This is a genomic window from Vibrio sp. T9, assembly GCF_003123985.1.
GTDB lineage: Bacteria > Pseudomonadota > Gammaproteobacteria > Enterobacterales > Vibrionaceae > Vibrio > Vibrio diabolicus.
In genome coordinates, this window is sequence record NZ_NIGY01000001.1 from 860,698 (window position 1) to 883,842 (window position 23,145).

The window sequence follows — 23,145 nt, forward strand, 5'->3', positions numbered from 1 at the left end:
TAACCTCTCGATGAAATCAGACCGAGAGTGTGCAACCTAGTTGATACAACAACGTTTTGACATCTGGCACCTTGATATCATTTAGGTACTTAAAGTGTATCTCGAACCCTAATATCGATGCTAGCCACCCTACCCTCAAAAGCAAATTTAGTTACAATAACAAAGCTTGTCGCCTCACCATACATATAGGGATACGGATGAACCAACTGCAACGCTTTTACCAATGGATCGCCACTTCACCTCCTCTTTTCAAGTTACGCCCTCCGTTTACAACCTTAGAGGATCTTTCGGTAACGCCTTTAAATAACGCTGAGCAATACAATGGTAATCCAAGATTGGGCTTTTTATATCAGCACTTATGCACTGCAGTTCTCTCTAGTTCAGAACGATATCAGGTTATCGCGGAAGAGGTTCAGTTAAACGACATCGAAGGTAAGACTATTGGTGCTATCGACTTGGTGTTGCGGAATACAGAATCAAATCAAATAGAACACTGGGAAGTAGCGATTAAGTTTTATCTTCTTTATAACGGCGTTTGGTATGGTCCGAATGCTCACGACCAGCTGCATACAAAACTGAATAGAATGCTTACTCATCAGTTGAAAATGAGCGATCGCCCGGAATTTCAAAAAATAATTCCGTTAAACGACGCTCCACAAGAACGTCTATTGATGCAAGGACGACTCTATATTAATCCGTTTACTCCAGAGCCAACTCCTAGCGAGTGCTTGGGTTATCAACTAAATCCAAGTCAGATTAGTGGTTACTGGTGCTACCAGAGCCAATGGGAGTTAATCGGTAAGCCACTTTATCATTTACACAAACCATGCTGGGCGATTGGTACGGACGATTTATCTCAACCCATTGAAAAGCCTTCAGACCGATTTGTACATGCACAAACGGAGGACGGTCAATTCTGGTTTGTGGTACCGGATTCCTGGCCCGGAAACAACTCAGTTCAGGAATATTAAAACGCAAAAGGGTTGATGCTTGCACATCAACCCTTTGTTTTCTAAATCGACTATTGAATGTTTTACAGGCCGGCAGCTGCAAACACTTGATTAACGATCTCTTGTGCTTCTGCTTCGATTTGTTTTAGGTGCTCTTCACCTTTGAAGCTTTCACAGTAAATCTTGTAGATGTCCTCTGTGCCTGATGGACGAGCAGCAAACCAGCCGTTGGCAGTCGTTACTTTTAGACCACCGATTGCAGCACCATTACCAGGCGCATGCGTGAGACGAGCCGTAATTGGATCACCCGCTAGTGTTTCAGCCGCGACCATTTCTGGTGACAACTTCTTCAGTACGTCTTTTTGAGGGCCATTCGCTACAGCTTGAATACGGTTGTATTTCGACTCACCGTGTTTCGCCGCTAGCTCTTCATAGTAGTCTTGTGGGTTCTTACCCGTTACCGCAGTGATCTCTGCCGCTAGAAGACATAACAAGATGCCGTCTTTGTCTGTTGACCAAGGCGTACCATCTTTACGAAGAAAAGATGCCCCGGCACTTTCTTCGCCACCGAAGCCGAATTTACCAGTGTACAGACCATCAACAAACCATTTAAAGCCTACTGGTACTTCACATAGCTCACGACCTAGATCCACAACAACACGGTCAATCAGTGCACTTGATACTAGTGTTTTACCAACAGCTACATCTTTACCCCATGCGTCACGATGGCGGTATAGGTAGTCGATACAAACGGCTAAGAAGTGGTTCGGGTTCATCAAACCTTTTGGCGTAACGATACCGTGACGGTCGTAGTCAGGATCGTTACCAAATGCTAAATCGTATTCGTCTTTCAGTGCCAATAGACCCGCCATTGCGTAAGGAGAAGAACAGTCCATACGTACAACACCGTCTTTATCGAGAGACATGAATTGGAAAGAAGGATCAATCGCTTCACTTACTAGCGTTAGGTCTAGGTTGTATGCCTGACCAATTTGACGCCAGTAATCGATGCCGCTGCCACCCAATGGATCTACACCAATCTTCAGATTTGCTTTTTGGATTGCTTCCATATCGATAACGTTCACCAGATCATCGATATAGGGTTTAACCAAATCCATCTCCACAAACAGATCCGATGCTTTTGCTTCTGCTAGTGGTAAGCGTTTAACACCTTGTAAACCTTCGGCAATCAGTGCGTTCGCACGATCTTCGATAGCTTGAGTCAACTCAGCTTCTGCTGGACCACCGTGAGTCGGATTGTATTTGATACCGCCGTCTTGTGGTGGGTTATGAGATGGTGTAATCACAATACCGTCTGCTTTTTCATCGTGCTTGATGTTGTAAGTCAGAATTGCGTGCGAGATACCTGGTGTTGGCGTGTAGCCGTTATCCTGCTGTACGATGACTTTTACGCCATTCGCAATCAAAACTTCAATCACGCTAGAAAATGCAGGTTCAGACAAAGCATGCGTGTCTTTACCGACAAACAAAGGACCTGTGGTCCCTTGCTGGGCACGAACTTCTGCAACCGCTTGAGCAATAGCCAAAATGTGGTTTTCGTTAAATGTATGCTTATCAGCGGTACCACGGTGACCTGATGTGCCGAATTGAACCTTGTGATCGGGGTTCTTAGCATCAGGTTGAAGCAAGAAGTAATTGGCAACAAGTGCCGGAATATTATGAAGATCTTCCTGCTGCGCTTTTTGCCCAGCACGAGGGTGCATAGCCATGTTTGACATCCTTTCTTTAAATACAAATAAAATTAAAAAAGCCTCATAATATCCGCTAACTGCGACACATTATGAGGCTTCTATCAGGTTTCTTAGATTGAACCTGTTACTTTTTCTATTAAGTCAGGTTGGTACCCCATGTGTGTCATCACTTGTTCAACCATCTGTCTTTTACGACTGGTATTGTTGTTCGTGATAACCCAAAACGGTGTGCCAGGAATGGCTTTTGGCTTGGTCGTGTTGCCATTTGCCAACAAGGTTTCTTCATTATCTGCAAAGTACACGCGTTTGCGTCCCTTTACATTCGTAGCCTGCGCGAAACCTTCTGGATTTAATTTATGTAAGGTCGATAGTACTAACATAAAGCGATCAATCGCTTTTTTTAGACCGGCAAACTCATCAGAAATAAGCAGCGAACGCATTTCTTTCACTACATCAACAGATTCCGTTTTACCCGCATCTTTACTTACTACAATCCCTTGTGGCTTCTCTACTACAGGCGCGGCTTCAGCTTCCTGCAACTGACCATCAAGGTTTAAAAGGCGTCGCAAAATATCCGAGGCGCTTTCACCGATATGCTTAGTTTGGCTAGCAATGTAACGGTATAGATCCTCATCAACCTCAATTGTTTTCATTCGCTTTTCACATTCTCAATGTTTAAACTCTGGGGGATTATAACGAGATCCTCTCGGATACTCCACGTTAAACCCATCACGAATAAGATAAAATGTCAGCATTACTCAACTATAAGCAGGAAGGCCAAGGCCAAACAGTTGTTTTGATTCACGGATTGTTTGGTAGTTTAAGTAATCTGGGTCTACTAGCCCGCGATCTTATTAAAGATCACACGGTGATCAGTATTGATCTGAGAAATCACGGCCTCTCTTTTCACTCAAACATTCATAATTACGCCGACATGGCAAAAGATGTGGCACAACTCCTACAACACTTAAATGTTGATCCATCTATTATTATTGGGCATTCAATGGGTGGAAAGGTCGCGATGACACTGGTGGACATTGCTCCAGAGCTCGTCAAACAGTTGGTTGTACTCGACATGGCACCTGTCGCCTACACAGCAAACCGTCACGATAATGTGTTTAACGGTTTACACGCCGTAATTAACGAAAAGCCAGCAAGCCGTCAACAAGCGATGGATATCCTAGCTCAACATGTTGAGATCGACGGTGTAAGACAATTTCTCTCTAAGTCACTATACAAAAATGGCGATAAAATGGACTGGCGGTTTAACGTATCGAGCCTTTTTGAGAATTACGCACAAATTATCGGCTGGCAGGAAATTGCCCCAACAGATATACCCACTCTGTTTGTTAAAGGTGGTGATTCCGATTACTTAATGCCAGAGCACCAACCTGCGGTGCAAAAACAGTTCAAACAAGCAAAAGCACATATTATCGCTAATACTGGCCACTGGCTGCACGCCGAAAAACCGGCCGAAGTAATGAGAGTCATTCGGAAATACATTTCGAGTTAACAAATTCGAAAAGCAACAATAGATTATTGAAATAACCCTTCTTGTAGTGCATTAACTTTACCGTTTAACAGTGGTATAGTGCGCCCAAGATTTTTCGGCATGAAGGACTAAAATGCTTTACGACTATATGGATATGCTCGAGTCTATTGGGCTCGATCTTCTTTTTGCTGCTATCTTCTTTTTCATCGGGATGGCGATAAAAGATGTGCTAAAGCAAGGCAATGTACCTGTTTTTGGTCGTCGTATTGTATGGTTAGTCCTTTTCCTAGGCTGTGCTGGCTTTATTGCAAAAGGTGTAATTCAGCTAACTTGGGAAGGCTCTGGGTTAGGTTAAACCCTTAGTACCATCGCCAATAACAAACAATGTAAAGGTATAGACTCTATGGCAAGTGTAGGTATCTTCTTCGGTAGCGACACAGGTAATACTGAAGCCGTTGCAAAGATGATTCAAAAGCAACTAGGTAAGCATCTAGTTCACGTTCAAGACATCGCGAAAAGCAGCAAAGAAGACATTGATAACTTCGATCTTCTTCTTCTAGGTATCCCAACTTGGTACTACGGCGAAGCACAATGTGATTGGGATGATTTCTTCCCTGAACTTGAGCAAATCGACTTCTCTACTAAGCTAGTGGCTATCTTTGGCTGTGGCGACCAAGAGGACTACGCAGAATACTTCTGTGACGCGATGGGCACAGTACGTGATATCGTTGAGTCTAAAGGCGGCACAATTCTTGGCCATACTTCAACAGAAGGCTACGAATTTGAAGCCTCTAAAGCACTTGTTGAAGGCGACGACAGCCAATTCGTAGGTCTATGTATCGATGAAGACCGTCAACCGGAACTGACTGACGAACGTGTTGAGAACTGGGTTAAACAGATTTACGAAGAAATGTGTTTAGCTGAGCTTGAAGGCTAAATAAATCGAATTATACAAAGACCTCCGATTGGAGGTCTTTTGGTATATTTTCACAAAGCATCGGTGAGCACTTCCTCTTCACGATACTGAGGTTTCTTTCTTACATAAAGCTTGCGTTGAACCTCTGAAACCACGTTCCCCTGTTTATCTTTTACATGGGTAATAAATTCAGGAAAACACTTTTCTCCATTCCGTGTCATTTGATAAATGTTTTCTAGCATCCCTTCAGTGACCTCGAATTCTGCAAATAAATCACTTTGCCCTGGCTTAATAAAGTTAATACTCGCCTCTTTATCCCACACGTAATACTCCTCGCGTAGAATCCCCATCAGCATCAATGAGTAAATGGGATCAGTTAAAGAGAAAATACTGCCACCATACTGAGTACGATTGGCGTTTTTATTCCACCAGCGAAGTTTTAAACGCACCTTCACGGTACGAAAGTCTTCAGAAATATGTAAGATTTTAATACCAGCGCCCCAAAAAGGTGGCCAAATATTGAGTGCGAATTTTACAATTCCTGGTTTGTATATCTTCGCAAGTCGCTTATTCATCGCAGTCCGTGCCCTCTCCAAGCTCAATGTTACATAATTGTAACTGGTCAGATCTGTAATATAATCGACCTGTTTCTAATTTACAAAAAGATTCTATTAACCCTTTGAAGTTCGTGGTTTAATGTTCTGAGCGCTTATCCTATAATGGTAGGAAGATTGAATTCTGTTAAATCGCTGCAGATGATCCAACGGGAAAGTATATGTCAGATAATAATCAGGCGCTGAAGGATGCGGGTTTAAAAGTAACCCTTCCAAGGCTAAAAATTCTAGAAGTACTTCAGCAGCCAGACTGCCAGCACATCAGTGCTGAAGATTTGTACAAAAAGTTGATTGATCTAGGTGAAGAGATTGGCCTAGCAACTGTTTACCGAGTTCTAAACCAATTCGATGATGCTGGTATTGTAACTCGTCACCACTTTGAAGGTGGTAAGTCAGTCTTCGAATTATCGACTCAACATCACCACGACCATCTAGTGTGCCTAGACTGTGGTGAGGTAATTGAATTTTCTGACGATCTTATTGAAGAACGTCAAAAAGAGATTGCAGCTAAGTACAATGTCACGCTAACAAACCACAGCTTATACTTGTACGGCAAGTGCAGTGATGGTGGTTGTAAAGACAATCCAGATGCACACAAACCAAAAAAATAACGGTTTGTTGATTTAAAATAAACGTCAGCTCATGCTGGCGTTTTTTGTTTCTGAGGGCGATATCTTTCAATAGCTGAATTGCCGTACCAACTTTTGTAAAGCGTCGATTAGACTTACCAATTCAAACCTTAATAAACATCATTGTTTTGCTTCCAAACCGAACATTTATCAAACGTCCCTCGTTCTTAAGCAACTCCCTACAGTACCTATAACCGCCGCATTACGATAATGAGAATAAAAAAATGCCAGCATTTGCTGGCATTTTTATCGGTTTTTGCATTAATCGAGATTATTGGTTCTCAATTTTTGCCCAAGTATCACGTAGACCAACCGTGCGGTTGAATACTAGTTTATCTGCTGAAGAATCTTTCGAGTCTGCGCAGAAGTAACCCATACGCTCAAACTGGTAGCCTTTTTCTGCTTCTGCTGACGCTAAGCTAGGCTCTACAAAACCATTGATCACAACTAATGATTCAGGGTTGATTGTAGAAGCAAAGTCTTCTGCTGCACCCGGGTTTGGAACCGTAAATAGACGATCATACAGACGTATTTCCGCTGGTAATGCTTTATCAGCTGATACCCAATGAATCACACCTTTTACTTTACGGCCATCAGCCGGGTTCTTACCTAGTGTGTCTGCATCGTAAGAACAGAAGATAGTCGTGATGTTGCCTTCGGCATCTTTTTCAACGCGCTCTGCTTTGATCACGTAAGCACCACGTAAGCGAACTTCTTTACCTAGCACTAAACGCTTGTACTTTTTGTTCGCCTCTTCACGGAAGTCTTCACGCTCAATCCACAACTCTCGAGTGAATGGTACTTCACGCACACCCATCTCTGGTTTGTTTGGGTGATTAGCAACCGTCAAGTTTTCTACTGCACCTTCTTCAAAGTTTTCGATAACAACTTTAACAGGATCCAGCACAGCCATTGCACGCGGAGCGTTCTCGTTTAGGTCATCACGAATACAAGATTCTAGTGAGCTAAACTCGATCATATTTTCTTGCTTCGTTACACCAATACGCTTACAGAACTCACGGATAGATGCTGGCGTGAAGCCACGACGACGCAGACCTGAGACTGTTGGCATACGTGGGTCATCCCAACCGTTAACCAGTTTTTCAGTGACGAGTTGATTAAGCTTACGCTTAGACATCACTGTGTACTCAAGGTTTAAGCGACTAAACTCGTATTGATGCGGACGGCTTTCGATCGTGATGTTGTCCAGAACCCAGTCGTACAGACGACGGTTATCCATAAACTCAAGCGTACAGATAGAGTGTGTAATGCCTTCTAATGCATCAGAGATACAGTGCGTGAAGTCGTACATTGGGTAAATGCACCACTTATCACCAGTTTGGTGGTGCGTAGCAAAACGCACACGGTATAAAACTGGATCGCGCATAACCATGAATGAAGAACCCATGTCAATCTTGGCACGAAGACACGCTTTACCTTCTTCAAATTCACCAGCGCGCATTTTTTCAAATAACGCTAAGTTCTCTTCAACAGAACGGTCACGGTATGGGCTTGGTTTACCTGGCGCCTTTAGCGTGCCACGGTATTCACGAATCTGCTCTGGACTTAGCTCATCTACGTACGCTAAGCCTTTGTTAATCAATTCAATTGCATATTCGTAAAGCTTATCGAAGTAGTTTGATGAGTAACATACTTCACCACTCCACTCAAAGCCCAACCAGTTTACATCTTTCTTGATAGACTCAACGTATTCGATGTCTTCTTTTTCAGGGTTCGTATCGTCGAAACGTAGATTACATTGACCCTGGTAGTCCTGAGCAATACCGAAGTTCAAACAGATAGACTTAGCATGACCGATATGCAGGTAGCCATTTGGCTCCGGCGGGAATCGAGTATGCACGCTAGTGTGTTTACCATCCGCTAGATCTTTATCAATGATCTGGCGAATAAAGTTTGATGGACGAGCATCAGCTTCACTCATCTATAGCACCTCAAAAATATTAGTATTGTCAGAGAAAACGGAACTCTGCATCCAAGTATGGTTTTGCAGAGTACATTGTTTCTAATGATCCACAATTCTAAGCAATTAGACAACAAGAACTCGCGCTAAAACGACAATATTTATCGAGTTAGTGCGAAAGCACAGCAGATTCAAAGTGCCAAAACAAAAAAAGACCTCCCGAGGGAGGTCTTAGTCAGATATCAGTTCGATGTAATTAAGGCAATTTTACATTCGATAGGTCTTCATTAGCACCGATTGCTTTCATTTCGCCAGCAACGATTTCAGCTAGAGGGCCAAGGATAACTTGAAGGTTGTTTTCACCAAGTTTAACCACACCTTTCGCACCCAGTTTCTTCAGTACTTCCTCATCAGCCACTGAACGATCTTTTAGCGTCAAGCGTAGTCGAGTGATACATGCGTCGATTGAAGTTAGGTTGTCATGACCGCCAAGTGCTTTTAAGTATTGGCGAGCTAGGTCACCACTTTTCTTCTCACCAGCAGGCGCTGCAGCTTCGCTGTCGTCATCTTCACGGCCAGGCGATTTCAAGTTGAATGCGCGGATTGCGAAGCTGAATGTGAAGAAGTATAGAGCACCAAAGCCAAGACCAACTGCACCAAGTAGTAGCGGTTTAGTTGCTAGACCGTAGTTCAACAAGTAGTCAATTAGACCAGCTGAGAATGTGAAGCCGTGTAGCGTACCAAGCATGTTAGCAACAACTAGCGACAGACCAGTGAACACTGCGTGAATCGCGTATAGTGCAGGCGCTAGGAATACGAACATGAACTCTAGAGGCTCTGTGATACCAGTTAGGAATGAACAGAATGCAACAGAGAACAATGCACCACCAACTTGGCTACGTTTCTCAGCAGGAGCCGCTAGGTACATTGCAAGCGCCGCACCAGGTAGGCCGAACATCATTACTGGGAAGAAACCGTTCATGAACACACCAGCGCTCTTATCGCCGCCGAAGAAACGGTGTAGGTCACCAGATTTAACTGTTTCAGTTACTTCCTTCACTGTTGCAGTGATTTCAGGAGTGACAGAGTTAGCGAATTCAAATGTATGAGTTTGACCAGCCACAAGCGTTTTCGCTAGCGCAGGATCAACACACAGTTGTTGTAGAGCAGGAAGCGCTTGACCCGCAGCATTTGCACCAGTTACTAGCACTTCTTGACAAGACCCCATACCAAACCAGAAGAATGAGTTAAGTACGTGGTGTAGACCTACAGGAATAAGGGCTCGGTTCAGTGTACCGTAGATAAACTGACCAATAGCGCCAGAAGTTGAGATGCCATGAGCAAGCGCATCTAGACCACCTTGAATTGTTGGCCATACAATGCCACCAACTGCACCAGCAACTAAAGCGAATAGACCTGCCATAATCGGCACTAAACGTTTACCAGAGAAGAAAGCAAGCCACTCAGGAAGACGTGTAGCATGGAAAGCGTTGTAAGAGTGGCCAGCAATAATACCTGCGATGATACCACCAAAGAACGACATGTTTACTGATGCATCAATTGTTGACGCTGTCGCTGTCAGTACAAAGTACGCAACTGCACCAGCAAGGCCAGCTGCACCTTGACCGTCTTTAGATAGACCGATCGCAATACCAAGGCCAAACAACAATGGAAGGTTAGAAAAGATTGAGTTACCTGCTTGTGCCATAAATGCGATGTCAAAAACATCCGGCTGGCCCAAGCGCAGTAACAAGCCTGCGATTGGCAAAGTCGCAATAGGAAGCATAAGAGCTTTACCTAACTTCTGCGCGTATCCGAGAATATTCACCTTAAGTTCCCCCTATAGGATTAGATGTTATGTTGAATGACTTATTTCAGTCGTCCAATTTAGTCATCCTCAGTTTATGACATTAATTTTGCTCCGCAAATTAAAAGCTCACCGTTTGTGATCATAATCACCACAATTTGCCCTTTCGGAAGGTTTTTGCTAGCGAGATCATAAAACTTATTTTATTATACGAAAAAATGGCGTTTTAAAGATAATATTCTCGCACTTTATGCAAGGCAGAATCAGTGTTATTTTGGTATCTAGGCGGGTAAATCACTGTAACTTTGCTCTGAAAAAGAATCATAAAAAACCATACAATTATTACTTTTCAGTTAGTTACTATGACAATAACATCGATAAAACGCGACTTGCTGTATGTGACTCGTTATCTAATTCAGTGATACAAACTAAGTACCCATATGACTAAAGCAGTCTCCACTTAGGTAACGATATAGAAATTGAATTCTCATCTATAAGGACTAGCTGACTATGTACGCGCTAAGTAACTGTAAAATTTATACCGGTAGTGATGTTCTTACCGATCATGCGGTCATCATCGAAAACGACCTTATTCAATCTATTGTGCCGGTTGCAGAGCTACCTCAGGGCATCGAAGTGAAAGACCTCGCAGGCGCAAACCTAAGTCCGGGCTTTATCGACCTACAACTGAATGGCTGTGGCGGTGTAATGCTAAACGATGCAATCACACCGGAAACCATGCAAATCATGCACGAAGCAAACCTCAAGTCCGGCTGTACTAGCTTCTTACCAACGCTCATTACTTCATCAGACGAAGATATGCGAACTGCAATTTCTGCCGCTCGTGAATATCATAACCAATATCAAAACCAATCACTTGGTCTACACCTAGAAGGTCCTTATCTTAACGTCGCGAAAAAAGGTATCCACAACGTCGATTTTATTCGCCCGTCAGATGAAAGCATGATTGATCTGATCTGCGCAAACGCCGATATCATCGCTAAAGTAACGCTTGCACCAGAGCAAAACGATCCAGAGCATATTGCACGATTAAAAGCAGCCGGCATCGTAGTTTCTATTGGTCATACAAATGCGACCTACGCCGAAGCGCGTAAAGGCTTTGAAGCAGGTATTACTTTTGCCACACACCTATTTAATGCGATGACACCAATGGTTGGTCGTGAACCTGGAGTTGTTGGTGCAATTTATGATACGCCTGACGTTTATGCTGGCATTATTGCTGATGGTTTCCACGTAGACTACGCAAACATCCGAATTGCTCATAAAATCAAAGGTGAAAAGCTTGTTTTGGTGACGGATGCCACAGCTCCAGCAGGTGCTAACATTGATCACTTTATTTTTGTCGGTAAGAAAGTATATTACCGAGATGGTAAGTGTGTTGATGAAAACGGCACACTAGGCGGCTCAGCTTTGACAATGATAGAAGCAGTTCAGAATTCAGTTGAGCACGCGGGGATCGCTTTAGACGAAGCTCTACGAATGGCCACGTTATACCCAGCAACTGCAATTGGTGTTGAGGATCGCCTTGGCCGAGTTCGAAAAGGGATGGTTGCAAACCTAACCATTTTCGATCGTGACTTCAAAGTAAAAGCGACGGTTGTTAACGGACAATACGAGCAAAATTAAGCATGAATGGCGGACAGATTGGTAATGTAGATTTAGTAAAACAGCTTAACAGCGCTGCGGTATATAGGCTGATTGATCAGCAAGGTCCTATCTCCCGTATTCAAGTCGCAGATGTGAGCCAGCTCGCACCTGCTAGTGTTACCAAAATAACCCGCCAACTTTTAGAGCGCGGCCTTATTAAAGAGGTCGCCCAGCAAGCTTCAACTGGTGGTCGTCGTGCAATCTCTCTGACCACCGAAGTCAAACCCTTTCACTCTATTGCGGTTCGTTTAGGTCGAGATTACGTACAATTTTGTTTGTACGATTTAGGTGGCACTGCACTTGCGGAAGATCAACACGAACTGCATTACACCAACCAAGCTGACTTGATCGCTGGGCTTATCGATTTACTTAAAGAATTCGTAAACCGTTGCGAAGACAAAATTGATCAGCTCATTGCAATTGGTATTACGCTACCGGGCCTTGTAAACCCAACAACTGGCGTAGTTGAATACATGCCGAATACCGATATCGATAATCTGGCGCTGGGTGAAATTGTTGGAGAGAAGTTTAATACCGCATGCTTTGTTGGGAATGACGTACGTGGCATGGCGTTAGCGGAGCACTACTTTGGGGCAAGCCAAGACTGTCAGGACTCCATTTTAGTTAGCGTTCACCGCGGTACTGGCGCAGGTATTATCGTTAACGGCCAGGTTTTTCTTGGGTTTAACCGCAACGTCGGTGAAATTGGTCATATACAAATCGATCCGCTTGGTGAACAGTGCCAATGTGGGAACTTTGGTTGCTTAGAAACCGTAGCAGCGAACCCAGCTATTATCCAACGAGTAAAACAACTGATTGCTCAAGGCTATGAGTCAAGCTTGACTGACCTTGAAAACATCACGATTGAAGCAGTGTGTCAGCATGCAATGGATGGTGACGAACTTGCAAAGCAGAGTTTAGTGCGAGTGGGTAACCAGTTAGGTAAAGCGATTGCAATTACCGTTAACTTGTTTAATCCTCAGAAAATTGTCATTGCGGGCGACATTACTGCCGCACAAGACATAGTCTTCCCTGCAATTCAACGTAATGTCGAAAATCAATCTCTCAAAACTTTCCATAACGACCTTCCTATCGTGGCTTCACACATTGATAAGCAGCCAACGATGGGCGCATTTGCGATGATTAAACGCGCAATGCTAAACGGAGTTTTGTTACAAAAGTTACTTGAAGACTAAGTTTATACAACTAATTGAGTTACAATCTCGGGCTGTGTTTTCACAGCCCGTTTTTGTATATCAGGAATACAGCTCAACAGTATGGAAATTATTCTAATTACAACAGCTTTTTTAGCTGGCTTTATTGCGCTTAAATGTAGCCTCCCTCCCCTCGTTGGTTTTCTACTGGCAGGATTTGGTTTGCATGCATTTGGCTATCAAAGCAATGACGTTATCGTCACTCTTGCAGATCTTGGTGTCACTCTTCTTCTATTCACGATCGGACTCAAGCTTGATGTCAAAACGCTATTGTCCAAAGAAATATGGGGAGGAGCGACCGCCCACAACATACTGTCTACCGCTTTTTTTGCACTAGCGCTATCAGGTTTAAAACTACTGGGCTTAACTTCGCTCGCCAGTATGGATAGCGGTCAAATCCTACTTTTAGCTTTTGCACTATCGTTCTCCAGTACCGTTTTTGCCGTAAAAGCATTGCAAGAAAAAGGGGAAATGAACGCCACCTACGGCACACTCGCGATCGGTATCTTGGTTATGCAAGATATTTTTGCCGTGGTATTCCTGACTGCTTCAACCGGAAAAGTCCCAGAATGGTATGCCATTGGTTTGTTCGCATTGCCTTTCCTTCGTCCACTATTCTATAAACTGTTAGATAAAGTTGGCCACGGCGAAATGCTGGTGCTGTTCGGTATTTTCTTCGCGCTTGTTGTTGGGGCAGGGCTATTCGAACTGGTCGGTATGAAACCAGACTTGGGCGCGCTGATTTTAGGCATGTTACTCGCAGGCCACCCTAAAGCTTCAGAGCTATCCAAATCGCTATTCAATATGAAGGAGCTGTTCTTAGTCTGCTTCTTTTTAAACATTGGCTTGTCCGCTTCATTGAGCGTCAATGGCGTCGTACTCGCCCTACTATTTATCTTACTGCTGCCAATAAAAGGGCTCTTGTACTTCGTCACGATTAATCACTTTAAGTTTCGAGTACGTACCTCTTTGCTCGCCTCTTTATCGCTGTTCAACTACAGTGAGTTTGGCCTTATTGTCGCAGGGTTGGCCTATAAAATGGGCTGGATGCCAAGCGATATGCTCGCTGCGATTGCGGTTGCGGTGTCTGTGTCCTTTATTATTTCTGCGCCACTTAACCGCCTTAGCCACAAAATTTATCAACACTCCGGCAAGTGGCTGCAAGAGACAGCCGCAGAAAAGCTCAACCAGCGTGACCAACTCATTAACCCTGGGCATGCCCAGGTATTGATCTTAGGCATGGGGCGCATCGGGACTGGGGCCTATGATGAATTACGTGCGCGCTATGGCAAAATTTCACTAGGCATAGAAATTCGTGAAGATGCAGCACATCAGCACCGTTCAGAGGGAAGAAACGTGATCGCTGGCGATGCCACAGACCCAGATTTTTGGGAACGAATTTTAGATACAGGTCATGTCAAACTGGTGCTGCTTGCCATGCCTCATCATCAAGGTAACCAAACCGCACTTGAGCAGCTTAAACGCAGAAAATATAAAGGGCAAATAGCTGCTATCGCCGAGTACCCAGATCAGTTGGAAGGTTTGCTGGAAAGCGGAGTTGACGCCGCATTCAATATATACAGTGAAGCAGGTAGCGGTTTTGCTCGACATGTGTGTAAACAACTCGAACCTCAGTTCACACCAATAAAATAAGCAACCATACTAATATTTTTTAAAAGCCTTTCTATCAATAGAAAGGCTTTTTTGTATGGTTTTTATACCAAACCTTGATTCCATTCACCAAACCAGCCATTAAATTAAATAATATTTACACAACAAGGCTTTTTATCATTTTTATAATCACAAAACGTTGCTTTTTTTACTAGTAATGGCAAATTGAAGCCATACCGATTAGAAATTATTTAGTTTAGTAAGGATGTAGTATGTGTTCAGTATTTGGCATTTTAGACATTAAAAGCGATGCAGCCGCATTGCGCCCTATCGCATTAGAAATGTCGAAAAAACTTCGTCATCGTGGCCCTGACTGGTCTGGGATTTACTCTTCAGAGCGCGCTATTTTAGCGCATGAGCGCTTGGCGATTGTTGGTCTAAATAGTGGTGCACAACCGCTATACAGCCCTGATAAAAAGCTCATCCTTGCAGTCAATGGTGAAATCTACAACCATAAAGAAATTCGTGCTCGTTACGAAGGAAAATACGAGTTTCAAACCGATTCAGACTGTGAAGTCATTCTTGCACTGTACCAAGATATGGGTGCAGATCTCCTTGAAGAACTAAACGGTATTTTCGCTTTTGTTCTGTACGATGAAGAAAAAGACGAATACTTAGTCGGTCGCGACCACATTGGCATTATCCCTCTTTATCAAGGTCATGATGAGCATGGCAACTACTATGTTGCATCAGAGATGAAGGCACTTGTTCCAGTATGTAAAACAGTGAGCGAGTTCCCTCCTGGTAGCTACTACAGTTCAAAAGATGCCGAGCCAACGCGTTACTATGTTCGTGACTGGAACGAATACGCTGCCGTTCAAGGTAACACCACCAGCAAAGAAGAACTGACTGAAGCACTAGAAGCAGCGGTTAAACGCCAACTAATGACTGACGTGCCTTACGGTGTACTTCTTTCAGGTGGTCTAGATTCTTCTATTACATCTGCGGTAGCAAAACGCTTTGCAGCGATGCGAATTGAAGACGATGAAAAGTCTGAAGCTTGGTGGCCACAACTGCACTCTTTTGCTGTTGGCCTAGAAGGCGCGCCTGACCTGAAAGCCGCTCGCGAAGTTGCCGACCAAATCGGTACCGTTCACCATGAAATGACTTATACAATTCAAGAAGGTCTCGACGCGATTCGCGACGTGATTTACCACATCGAAACGTACGATGTGACCACCATCCGCGCATCCACACCTATGTTCTTAATGGGTCGCAAGATCAAAGCGATGGGCATTAAGATGGTACTTTCTGGTGAGGGCGCTGACGAAATCTTTGGTGGTTACCTATATTTCCACAAAGCGCCAAACGCGAAAGAGTTCCACGAAGAAACGGTACGTAAGCTGCTTGCTCTGAACATGTTTGACTGCGCGCGCGCAAACAAATCGCTAGCGGCATGGGGGGTTGAAGGCCGAGTACCGTTCCTTGATAAAGAGTTTATCGACGTTGCAATGCGCCTAAACCCAGCAGATAAGATGTGTGGCAACGGCAAAATGGAAAAACACATTCTACGCGAGTGTTTTGAGCATTACTTGCCAGAGTCGATCGCATGGCGTCAAAAAGAGCAGTTCTCTGATGGCGTAGGTTACAGCTGGATTGATACGTTGAAAGAAGTCGCAGAGCAAAAAGTGACGGATCAGCAGATGGAAACGGCTCAATACCGCTTCCCATACAACACGCCAACCACAAAAGAAGGTTACGTGTACCGAGAAATCTTTGAAGAGCTGTTCCCACTACCTTCAGCGGCTGAGTGTGTGCCAGGTGGTCCTTCAGTAGCTTGTTCATCAGCGAAAGCGATTGAATGGGATGAGTCATTCCAAAACTGTGTAGACCCGTCAGGTCGTGCGGTGCAAACCGTCCATAACGACGCTTACTAAGCGACTAAGTAGGGTGTCATGCCCTACTCCTAATCTGTAACCATCGTTGTTTTGCTAAGCTCGCTAAACAGCGTCCCACTGCTGGTGATTACCAGCAAGATTAAAAAAGAGGTGCCAAAGCACCTCTTTTTTTGTTTGTACACATTAGCTATTTCAAGTCTAAATCGCTGTTATCAATACTGACAGGCACTCGTTTAGTGATCATCTGCACTAACATGATTGAGCGTTTCTCACCATCTTGCTCTTGGAAGATAGCATCTATACCAGCAAACTGACCGCTCTTAACTCGGATTTGATCACCTGGTTTTGGCATACACTCAGAAGCGGTATTTTCATTACAGCATTTTTCTAGCTGCATCAATTCAAAGACTAAGTCACCTTGGACTTCTTTTGGTTGAGCACCAAAACGCACAAAATCAACAACCCCTCGAGTGGAGCGGACTGAGGTGAAGTTAGGTCCCTGTTCATAATCAAAGTAAGCAAACACATAACAAGGAAACAGCGGCTCTTCGACTTTTTGTCTTTTCCCGCGCAAAATCTTCTCAACTTCTACAGTTGGATAAAAGCACTCTACACCTTGGTTTTCAAGGTGCTGTTTCGCCCTAACCTGCTCCCCACGTTTACAATAAAGTAGATACCAACGTTTCATCTTTTTTACTAGCCAATTCTATTTTGTTTTTATCCTAGCATTAAGCCCAAGTTGAGTCATTGACATTCAGTTTATCTATAAAAGTATGATTATACATCGCTCGCATTAACGGCATCTTTTCAAGAGCTTACGAAAAGAAGTCCATAGACAAAAATGGAAATTAAGTTTGTAACACAGCTAACACGCCATCATATCATCTGCAAATCCACTAAAAAACAGTTACTTAACAAACAACTTTAGTCGTAATGCAAAATTTTATTGTTTGTCACTCATTAAATTGCAATGTATACGTAGAAGTCGTTAAAAAATGTAATAACTATTATTAGAAGAGCTTATGTCAAACCAACATCAATATTTCGGCCACCCTCGTGGCTTGTTCTTATTGTTCGGTACTGAACTGTGGGAACGCTTTTCTTACTACGCAATGCGCGCCATTCTAGTACTTTACCTTACAGATACAACGATGAATGGCGGCCTTGGCTGGTCAACCAAAGACGCACTAGACCTATACGGTATTTATACTGGTCTTGTGTATATCACACCTCTCATCGGAGGTTACTTAGCGGATAACTATCTAGGTCAACGCCGTTCAATTTTGCTTGGTGGCGCGTTAATGGCTATCGGCCAGTTTACACTCGCACTTCCTGCTGACGCTCTGGGTATTGGTTCGCTACACAGTTTCTATTTAGGTCTTGGTCTGCTTATCACTGGTAACGGCCTCTTTAAGCCGAATATCTCAACCATGGTTGGCGATTTATATAAAGAGGGTGACAACCGTCGTGACGGTGCATTCACCATCTTCTACATGGGGATCAACTTAGGTGCATTACTCGCCGGCGTCGTTTCTGGCTCTGTGACAACCTCTTACGGTTGGAAAGCAGGCTTTGTGGCCGCTGGTGTGGGTATGCTGGTTAGCCTAGTGATGCAAATGGTACTGGCTCAATCATGGCTTGGTGATATTGGCCGCGAACCGGCGGCGAAACGAGATCTAAACAACAAAAACGCCACCACGAAGCAACCCCTAACGAAAGAAGAAGTAAACCGACTAAAAGTAATTTTGGTCATGAGCTTATTCACTATCGTCTTCTGGGCAGGCTTTGAGCAGGCCGGTGGTCTGATGAACATCTACACTCAACAATATACTGATCGCATGATTGGTGGTTTTGAAGTTCCTGCAGCGTGGTTCCAATCACTAAACCCATTTTTCATTATTACTCTAGCGCCAGTTCTGGCTGTCCTTTGGGTAAAATTAGGTAAACGAGAACCCACTTCGCCAGTGAAATTTGCGATGGCACTATTTTTCTTGGCAATTGGCTTCCTATGTATGGTTGGCGCTGTGCTAGAACAAGGTGGAGACACAACGGTAAAAACATCAATGTTGTGGCTGGTGGGTGCTTTCTTCTTCCATACATTGGGCGAACTGTGCTTATCTCCAATTGGCCTTTCACTGGTGACCAAGTTAGCACCGCTTCGCTTAGCTTCACTCATGATGGGTGCATGGTTTGGCTGTAATGCGATTGCAAACTACGTTGCGGGCTATGTGGGATCTCACGTAGGAGAATTGGGCGCAATGGCTATCTTTAGTGGCATTGCAGTCAGCGCTACCGTGAGTGGTGTCATCCTACTTCTGTTCTCGAATACGCTCGTTCGCTGGATGCATGGTGCAGAGAATACTCACAGCACAGCAGAACAAGTCGAAGAGCAGCAAGTACAAGTCGCTTAATCGCTCTACAAAAAAGGGTCGCTTTTGCGACCCTTTTTTGTACCTAAAGCTTAGAGTGAACTAACTCAGCCATCATTTCTATATGAAGCTCACTATCGTTCAAACAAGGAATGTAGGTAAAGCTTTCACCACCTGCTTCAAGGAAAATCTCTTTACACTCTTCCGAGATCTCTTCCAACGTTTCTAAACAATCCGAAGAGAATGCTGGTGTCACTACATTGATATTTTTTACCCCTTTTGCAGGAAGTGCCTCTAGGGTTTTATCGGTATAGGGCTGTAACCACTCTTCTCGGCCAAATCGAGACTGATACGTCATACCTATCTGTTGCTCGTTTAACCCTAACGCTTCAGCGAGCAAGCGAGTCGTCTCTTCACAGTGCTGAGGGTAAACATCCCCATTATCAGCGTAACGTTTTGGAATACCGTGATAAGAACATAGCAAGTAGTCTCCCTTACCATATTCTTGCCAATGTTCACGAACTGAATGCGCTAACGCTTCAATATATTTCGGGTGATTGTAGTAATCCCGAATAAAGCTAAAGCCCGGCATCACGGGCAGGTTTTTAAACGCTTTAGTGATTCCATCAGAAACCGCTGCCGTTGTTGTGCCCGAGTATTGCGGATACAAAGGTAAAACGATGACTTCCCCTACCCCTTGAGCCAACAGCGCTTCAAAACCTGATTGCAAACTTGGATTTCCATAAGTCATGCCAAGTTCGACTGGCATATCAAGCTTTTGAGCCAACTTTTCTGTTTGACGCTTAGAGTACACCATCAGTGGCGAGCCCTCTTCCATCCAAACTGATTGATAGAGTTTAGCAACCTTGGGAGCTCGGATTGGAAGGATAACGCCGTGCAATAGCGGACACCAAAGCCATCGAGTCATGTCTACCACTCGGTGATCATGAAGAAACTGACTTAAAAAGCGCTTTACGGCAGGAGCGGTTGGTGCGTCAGGAGTACCCAGGTTCACAAGGAGTACACCCTGTTTATTATTCTCTTTCATAACATCCTATTCATGGTAAACGGCTTGGTTCATATACTTAAATAGCCTCACAGCGCTGCATCGCTGCAGCTTGAAGTTATTTAGATATATGTTTACGAGTAAACTAAAAAAAGCGACCACTTGGGTCGCTTTCAATATATCAAAATATTAAATTTTTGACTTCAGCAAATTAAGAAAGTGCTTTCTCGATATCTGCACTAACTTCAGCTACTTGCTTAGTACCATCAAACTTAAGGTACTTAGTGTTGCCTGCTTCAGCTTCTTTACCGTAGTAGTTGATTAGTGGTGCAGTTTGCTCGTGGTAAACACCTAGACGTGCACGTACTGTTTCTTCTTTGTCGTCATCACGAACAACAAGATCTTCACCAGTTACGTCATCTTTACCTTCCACTTTAGGTGGGTTGTAAACAACGTGGTAAGTACGACCAGAAGGAAGGTGAGCACGACGACCAGCCATACGCTCAACAATCACATCGTCAGCAACGTCAAATTCGATAACGTAGTCTACATCAACGCCCATTTCTTTTAGGCCGTCCGCTTGAGGAATAGTACGTGGGAAACCATCCAGTAGGAAACCGTTTGCACAGTCTTCTTGAGCGATGCGCTCTTTGATAAGGCCAAGGATGATTTCATCAGAAACTAGCTGACCAGCGTCGATAACAGCTTTAGCTTGTTTACCAAGCTCTGTACCTGCTTTGATAGCAGCACGAAGCATATCACCAGTAGAGATTTGTGGAATACCGTATTTTTCCATGATGAAGTTTGCTTGTGTGCCTTTACCTGCACCTGGAGCACCTAGAAGAATGATGCGCATGATTTATCCTCTTTAATATTTAAGATTTATACCGAAGCTCACAATAGCTGGGCTTCTTAGACATCAAACCCGAGAAGCACTCGCAACGATAAGTTTCGGTATAACGTATATAGGCGAGCAAAAATACACGCCTTATTACTCACATTCAAGTCGCAGATTCTATCACAGGTTCGCCGCGCAAAGAGTGTATTAAGACTAAAGAATGTTAACGATACCCTCTTTCACGCCCTATTGATTATTAACTCAACACCTGAGATGCAAAATTTTGCGACAACAAACAAAAAGCTCGCGAAATGCGAGCTTTTTGATGTACTGAGGTTATTACACCTTAGTCAAAAGTTTATTAACAGCTCCTAAGAACTCCGTTGGGTCCTCAATTGAGCCTCGCTCTGCAAGCATTGCTTGACCAAGCAGGACTTCTACCCAACGACCAAATGCCTCTTCATCCGCTTCGTCAGCCATGCGCTTAACCAGCTCGTGCTCAGGGTTTAGCTCAAAGATGTACTTCACTTCTGGCACTGCCTGACCCGCCGCTGCAAGAAGCTTCGCCATTTGAGTGCCCATTTCGTAATCGTCCGTTACCACAACAGCAGGTGTAGACGCGAGTTTAAAGGTCGTACGAACTTCTTTCACACGATCGCCTAGGTAAGACTTCGTGCGTTCTACAACCGACTTAAACTCTTCTTCAGTTTCTTTCTGCTTCTCTTTTTCTGCTTCATCTTCAAACTGACTTAGATCGAGCCCAGCTTTTGTGATTGACTGGAACTGCTTGCCGTCAAACTCAGTTAAGTAGTTCATCAGCCACTCATCAATGCGGTCGTACATCAAGATAACTTCAATGCCTTTCGCTTTGAACTGCTCTAAGTGAGGGCTGTTTTTCGCAGCTGCATAGCTGTCTGCCGTCAAGTAGTAGATCTTATCTTGACCTTCTTTCATGCGCTCAACGTAAGCAGCTAGACCCACGGTTTGCTCCGCAGAATCCACTTCAGTTGAAGCAAAGCGCAATAGGCCTGCAACTTTCTCTTTGTTTGCGAAGTCTTCTGCCGGACCCTCTTTCATCACAAGACCAAACTCTTTCCAGAATGATTGGTATTTCTCTTCATCATTCTTAGCCATGCGCTCTAACATCGTTAGCACACGCTTAGTACAAGCATTACGTAGAGACTGAGTCACTTTGTTATCTTGTAAGATCTCACGCGATACGTTGAGTGGCAGATCATTGGAGTCTATTAAACCTCGTACAAAACGTAGGTAAGACGGCATGAACTGCTCTGCATCGTCCATAATGAACACGCGTTGTACGTACAGTTTCAAGCCTGATTTGTGGTCGCGGTTCATCATATCCCATGGCGCTTTAGATGGGATGTAAAGCAAGCTCGTGTAATCGTTTTTACCTTCTACACGGTTATGGCTCCAAACCAATGGATCAGCAAAGTCATGTGATACGTGCTTGTAGAACTCTTGATACTCTTCATCTGAGATATCCGATTTATTACGCGTCCACAGTGCTTGAGCTTTGTTGATTTGCTCCCACTTCTTCTCATCCGTTTCTTTGCCTTCGTCATCGCGAACAACAGTTTGGATTGAAACTGGGATGCCAATGTGATCCGAGTACTTACTGATCACATCACGTAGACGCCATTCATTTAGGAACTCTTTACCTTCTTCACGCATATGAAGAATGATATCAGTACCACGCGATTCTTTAGTGATGTTTTCGATGGTGTACTCACCTTCACCGGCTGAGTGCCATTGTACTGCTTCATCAGCGGCTAGGCCCGCAGCACGAGTGCGTACGGTGACGGCATCAGCAACGATAAACGCAGAGTAGAAGCCAACACCAAACTGACCAATAAGCTGAGAGTCTTTGCTCTGCTCTTCAGACAGCTTTGAGAAAAACTCCGCGGTCCCGGATTTTGCAATCGTACCTAAGTGCTCGATCACATCATCGCGGCTCATACCGATACCGTTATCAGAAATGGTTAAGGTATTTGCGCTTTCATCAAACGACAGTTTCACGCAAAGGTCTGCATTACCTTCATATAAGTCTGGGTTAGATAGCGCTTGGAAGCGCAGCTTGTCCGATGCATCTGATGCGTTAGAAATCAGCTCGCGCAAAAAGATCTCTTTATTTGAATAAAGAGAATGGATCATTAAATGCAGTAGTTGTTTTACTTCTGATTGAAAACCACGAGTTTCTTTGTTTTGAGATACGGTTTCGCTCATGTGTGCTCCATAACATCTAAACTAATTGGCTTTTTCATGAAGATAAGTTTGTGACTTTCCCCTTGAAATTACCTTACTGAGATGTCATTTAACATGTGGCTGACAAATGTAAATTCAAGGTCAATATTGCTAAAAACGGTGTTTTTTTAGAAAAATTTAATTATCCTACCAGCCTAAAAGCATCTAAAATGTCGTGCGCACTCCATGCGCTTCGGTAATTTTGTGACATAAATCACTATAATTACAACATCATCCA

General features: G+C 43.9%; 19 protein-coding genes. 10 read left to right on the top strand and 9 right to left on the bottom strand.

Annotated features, from left to right (window positions below; translation table 11 throughout):
• The first annotated feature begins 197 nt into the window (after nt 1-197).
• Nucleotides 198-971: a DUF1853 family protein gene (locus tag CBX98_RS03950; RefSeq protein WP_109168618.1), complete on the top strand. Its 774-nt coding sequence runs from the start codon at nt 198-200 to the stop codon at nt 969-971.
• A 62-nt stretch (nt 972-1,033) separates the two neighbouring features.
• On the opposite strand, the gene pgm is transcribed toward CBX98_RS03950, so the two are convergent.
• Nucleotides 1,034-2,680 carry a phosphoglucomutase (alpha-D-glucose-1,6-bisphosphate-dependent) gene (gene pgm / locus CBX98_RS03955; protein WP_109168619.1) on the bottom strand — a complete coding sequence of 549 codons (1,647 nt, stop codon included), beginning with the start codon at nt 2,678-2,680 and terminating at the stop codon, nt 1,034-1,036.
• 92 nt (nt 2,681-2,772) lie between these two features.
• Nucleotides 2,773-3,315 carry a replication initiation negative regulator SeqA gene (seqA, locus tag CBX98_RS03960; protein ID WP_005393026.1) on the bottom strand — a complete coding sequence of 181 codons (543 nt, stop codon included), beginning with the start codon at nt 3,313-3,315 and terminating at the stop codon, nt 2,773-2,775.
• A 92-nt stretch (nt 3,316-3,407) separates the two neighbouring features.
• On the opposite strand from seqA, the gene CBX98_RS03965 reads away from it, so the two are divergent.
• The 3 genes from CBX98_RS03965 to fldA all read left to right on the top strand — a co-directional run bounded on the left by CBX98_RS03965 (nt 3,408) and on the right by fldA (nt 5,091).
• Nucleotides 3,408-4,175: an alpha/beta fold hydrolase gene (locus CBX98_RS03965; protein WP_109168620.1), complete on the top strand. Its 768-nt coding sequence runs from the start codon at nt 3,408-3,410 to the stop codon at nt 4,173-4,175.
• Nucleotides 4,176-4,287: 112 nt separating this feature from the next.
• Nucleotides 4,288-4,509, top strand: a complete 222-nt coding sequence (locus tag CBX98_RS03970) for a DUF2788 domain-containing protein (RefSeq protein WP_005393038.1) — start codon at nt 4,288-4,290, stop codon at nt 4,507-4,509.
• A gap of 48 nt (nt 4,510-4,557) precedes the next feature.
• The gene (fldA, locus tag CBX98_RS03975; protein WP_005393040.1) at nt 4,558-5,091 is read left to right on the top strand and encodes a flavodoxin FldA; all 534 of its coding nucleotides are present in this window, start codon (nt 4,558-4,560) and stop codon (nt 5,089-5,091) included.
• Between the two features lie 50 nt (nt 5,092-5,141).
• Here fldA and CBX98_RS03980 read toward each other — a convergent pair whose 3' ends face one another.
• A complete protein-coding gene (locus tag CBX98_RS03980; protein ID WP_005393042.1) occupies nt 5,142-5,645 on the bottom strand; it encodes a DUF4442 domain-containing protein in 504 nt (167 codons plus the stop codon).
• A 200-nt stretch (nt 5,646-5,845) separates the two neighbouring features.
• On the opposite strand from CBX98_RS03980, the gene fcrX reads away from it, so the two are divergent.
• Nucleotides 5,846-6,295, top strand: coding sequence for a ferric iron uptake transcriptional regulator FcrX (gene fcrX, locus CBX98_RS03985; protein ID WP_005382141.1), 450 nt, complete (start codon nt 5,846-5,848; stop codon nt 6,293-6,295).
• A gap of 289 nt (nt 6,296-6,584) precedes the next feature.
• On the opposite strand, the gene glnS is transcribed toward fcrX, so the two are convergent.
• Both glnS and nagE read right to left on the bottom strand, forming a co-directional pair.
• Complete coding sequence (gene glnS, locus CBX98_RS03990; protein WP_005393044.1) at nt 6,585-8,255, bottom strand: glutamine--tRNA ligase; 1,671 nt, start codon at nt 8,253-8,255, stop codon at nt 6,585-6,587.
• 235 nt (nt 8,256-8,490) lie between these two features.
• Entirely contained in the window at nt 8,491-10,062 is a 1,572-nt protein-coding gene (nagE, locus tag CBX98_RS03995) for an N-acetylglucosamine-specific PTS transporter subunit IIBC (protein WP_006742711.1), read from the bottom strand.
• A gap of 489 nt (nt 10,063-10,551) precedes the next feature.
• Between nagE and nagA the strand changes: the two genes are divergently transcribed.
• The 4 genes from nagA (at nt 10,552) to asnB (ending at nt 16,471) form a co-directional block, all read left to right on the top strand.
• A complete protein-coding gene (gene nagA, locus CBX98_RS04005; protein ID WP_047009534.1) occupies nt 10,552-11,688 on the top strand; it encodes an N-acetylglucosamine-6-phosphate deacetylase in 1,137 nt (378 codons plus the stop codon).
• Between the two features lie 2 nt (nt 11,689-11,690).
• On the top strand, nt 11,691-12,905 hold the full coding sequence (locus tag CBX98_RS04010; RefSeq protein ID WP_005393050.1) for an ROK family protein: 1,215 nt from the start codon (nt 11,691-11,693) through the stop codon (nt 12,903-12,905).
• Between the two features lie 81 nt (nt 12,906-12,986).
• Nucleotides 12,987-14,576 (top strand): cation:proton antiporter family protein, encoded by a 1,590-nt coding sequence (locus tag CBX98_RS04015; protein ID WP_006742714.1) that lies wholly within the window; start codon nt 12,987-12,989, stop codon nt 14,574-14,576.
• A 230-nt stretch (nt 14,577-14,806) separates the two neighbouring features.
• Entirely contained in the window at nt 14,807-16,471 is a 1,665-nt protein-coding gene (asnB, locus tag CBX98_RS04020) for an asparagine synthase B (RefSeq protein WP_005393054.1), read from the top strand.
• Nucleotides 16,472-16,619: 148 nt separating this feature from the next.
• Here the strand turns inward: asnB and rfaH are convergent, their stop codons facing one another.
• Nucleotides 16,620-17,120: a transcription/translation regulatory transformer protein RfaH gene (gene rfaH, locus CBX98_RS04025; RefSeq protein ID WP_005393056.1), complete on the bottom strand. Its 501-nt coding sequence runs from the start codon at nt 17,118-17,120 to the stop codon at nt 16,620-16,622.
• Nucleotides 17,121-17,454: 334 nt separating this feature from the next.
• On the opposite strand from rfaH, the gene CBX98_RS04030 reads away from it, so the two are divergent.
• Nucleotides 17,455-18,843: a peptide MFS transporter gene (locus CBX98_RS04030; protein WP_104969167.1), complete on the top strand. Its 1,389-nt coding sequence runs from the start codon at nt 17,455-17,457 to the stop codon at nt 18,841-18,843.
• A 43-nt stretch (nt 18,844-18,886) separates the two neighbouring features.
• Here CBX98_RS04030 and hemH read toward each other — a convergent pair whose 3' ends face one another.
• The 3 genes from hemH to htpG form a co-directional block, all read right to left on the bottom strand.
• Nucleotides 18,887-19,849, bottom strand: a complete 963-nt coding sequence (gene hemH, locus CBX98_RS04035; RefSeq protein ID WP_109168621.1) for a ferrochelatase — start codon at nt 19,847-19,849, stop codon at nt 18,887-18,889.
• 169 nt (nt 19,850-20,018) lie between these two features.
• The gene (gene adk / locus CBX98_RS04040; RefSeq protein ID WP_005393061.1) at nt 20,019-20,663 is read right to left on the bottom strand and encodes an adenylate kinase; all 645 of its coding nucleotides are present in this window, start codon (nt 20,661-20,663) and stop codon (nt 20,019-20,021) included.
• 321 nt (nt 20,664-20,984) lie between these two features.
• Nucleotides 20,985-22,889 carry a molecular chaperone HtpG gene (gene htpG, locus CBX98_RS04045; protein WP_005393063.1) on the bottom strand — a complete coding sequence of 635 codons (1,905 nt, stop codon included), beginning with the start codon at nt 22,887-22,889 and terminating at the stop codon, nt 20,985-20,987.
• Nucleotides 22,890-23,145 lie beyond the last annotated feature (256 nt).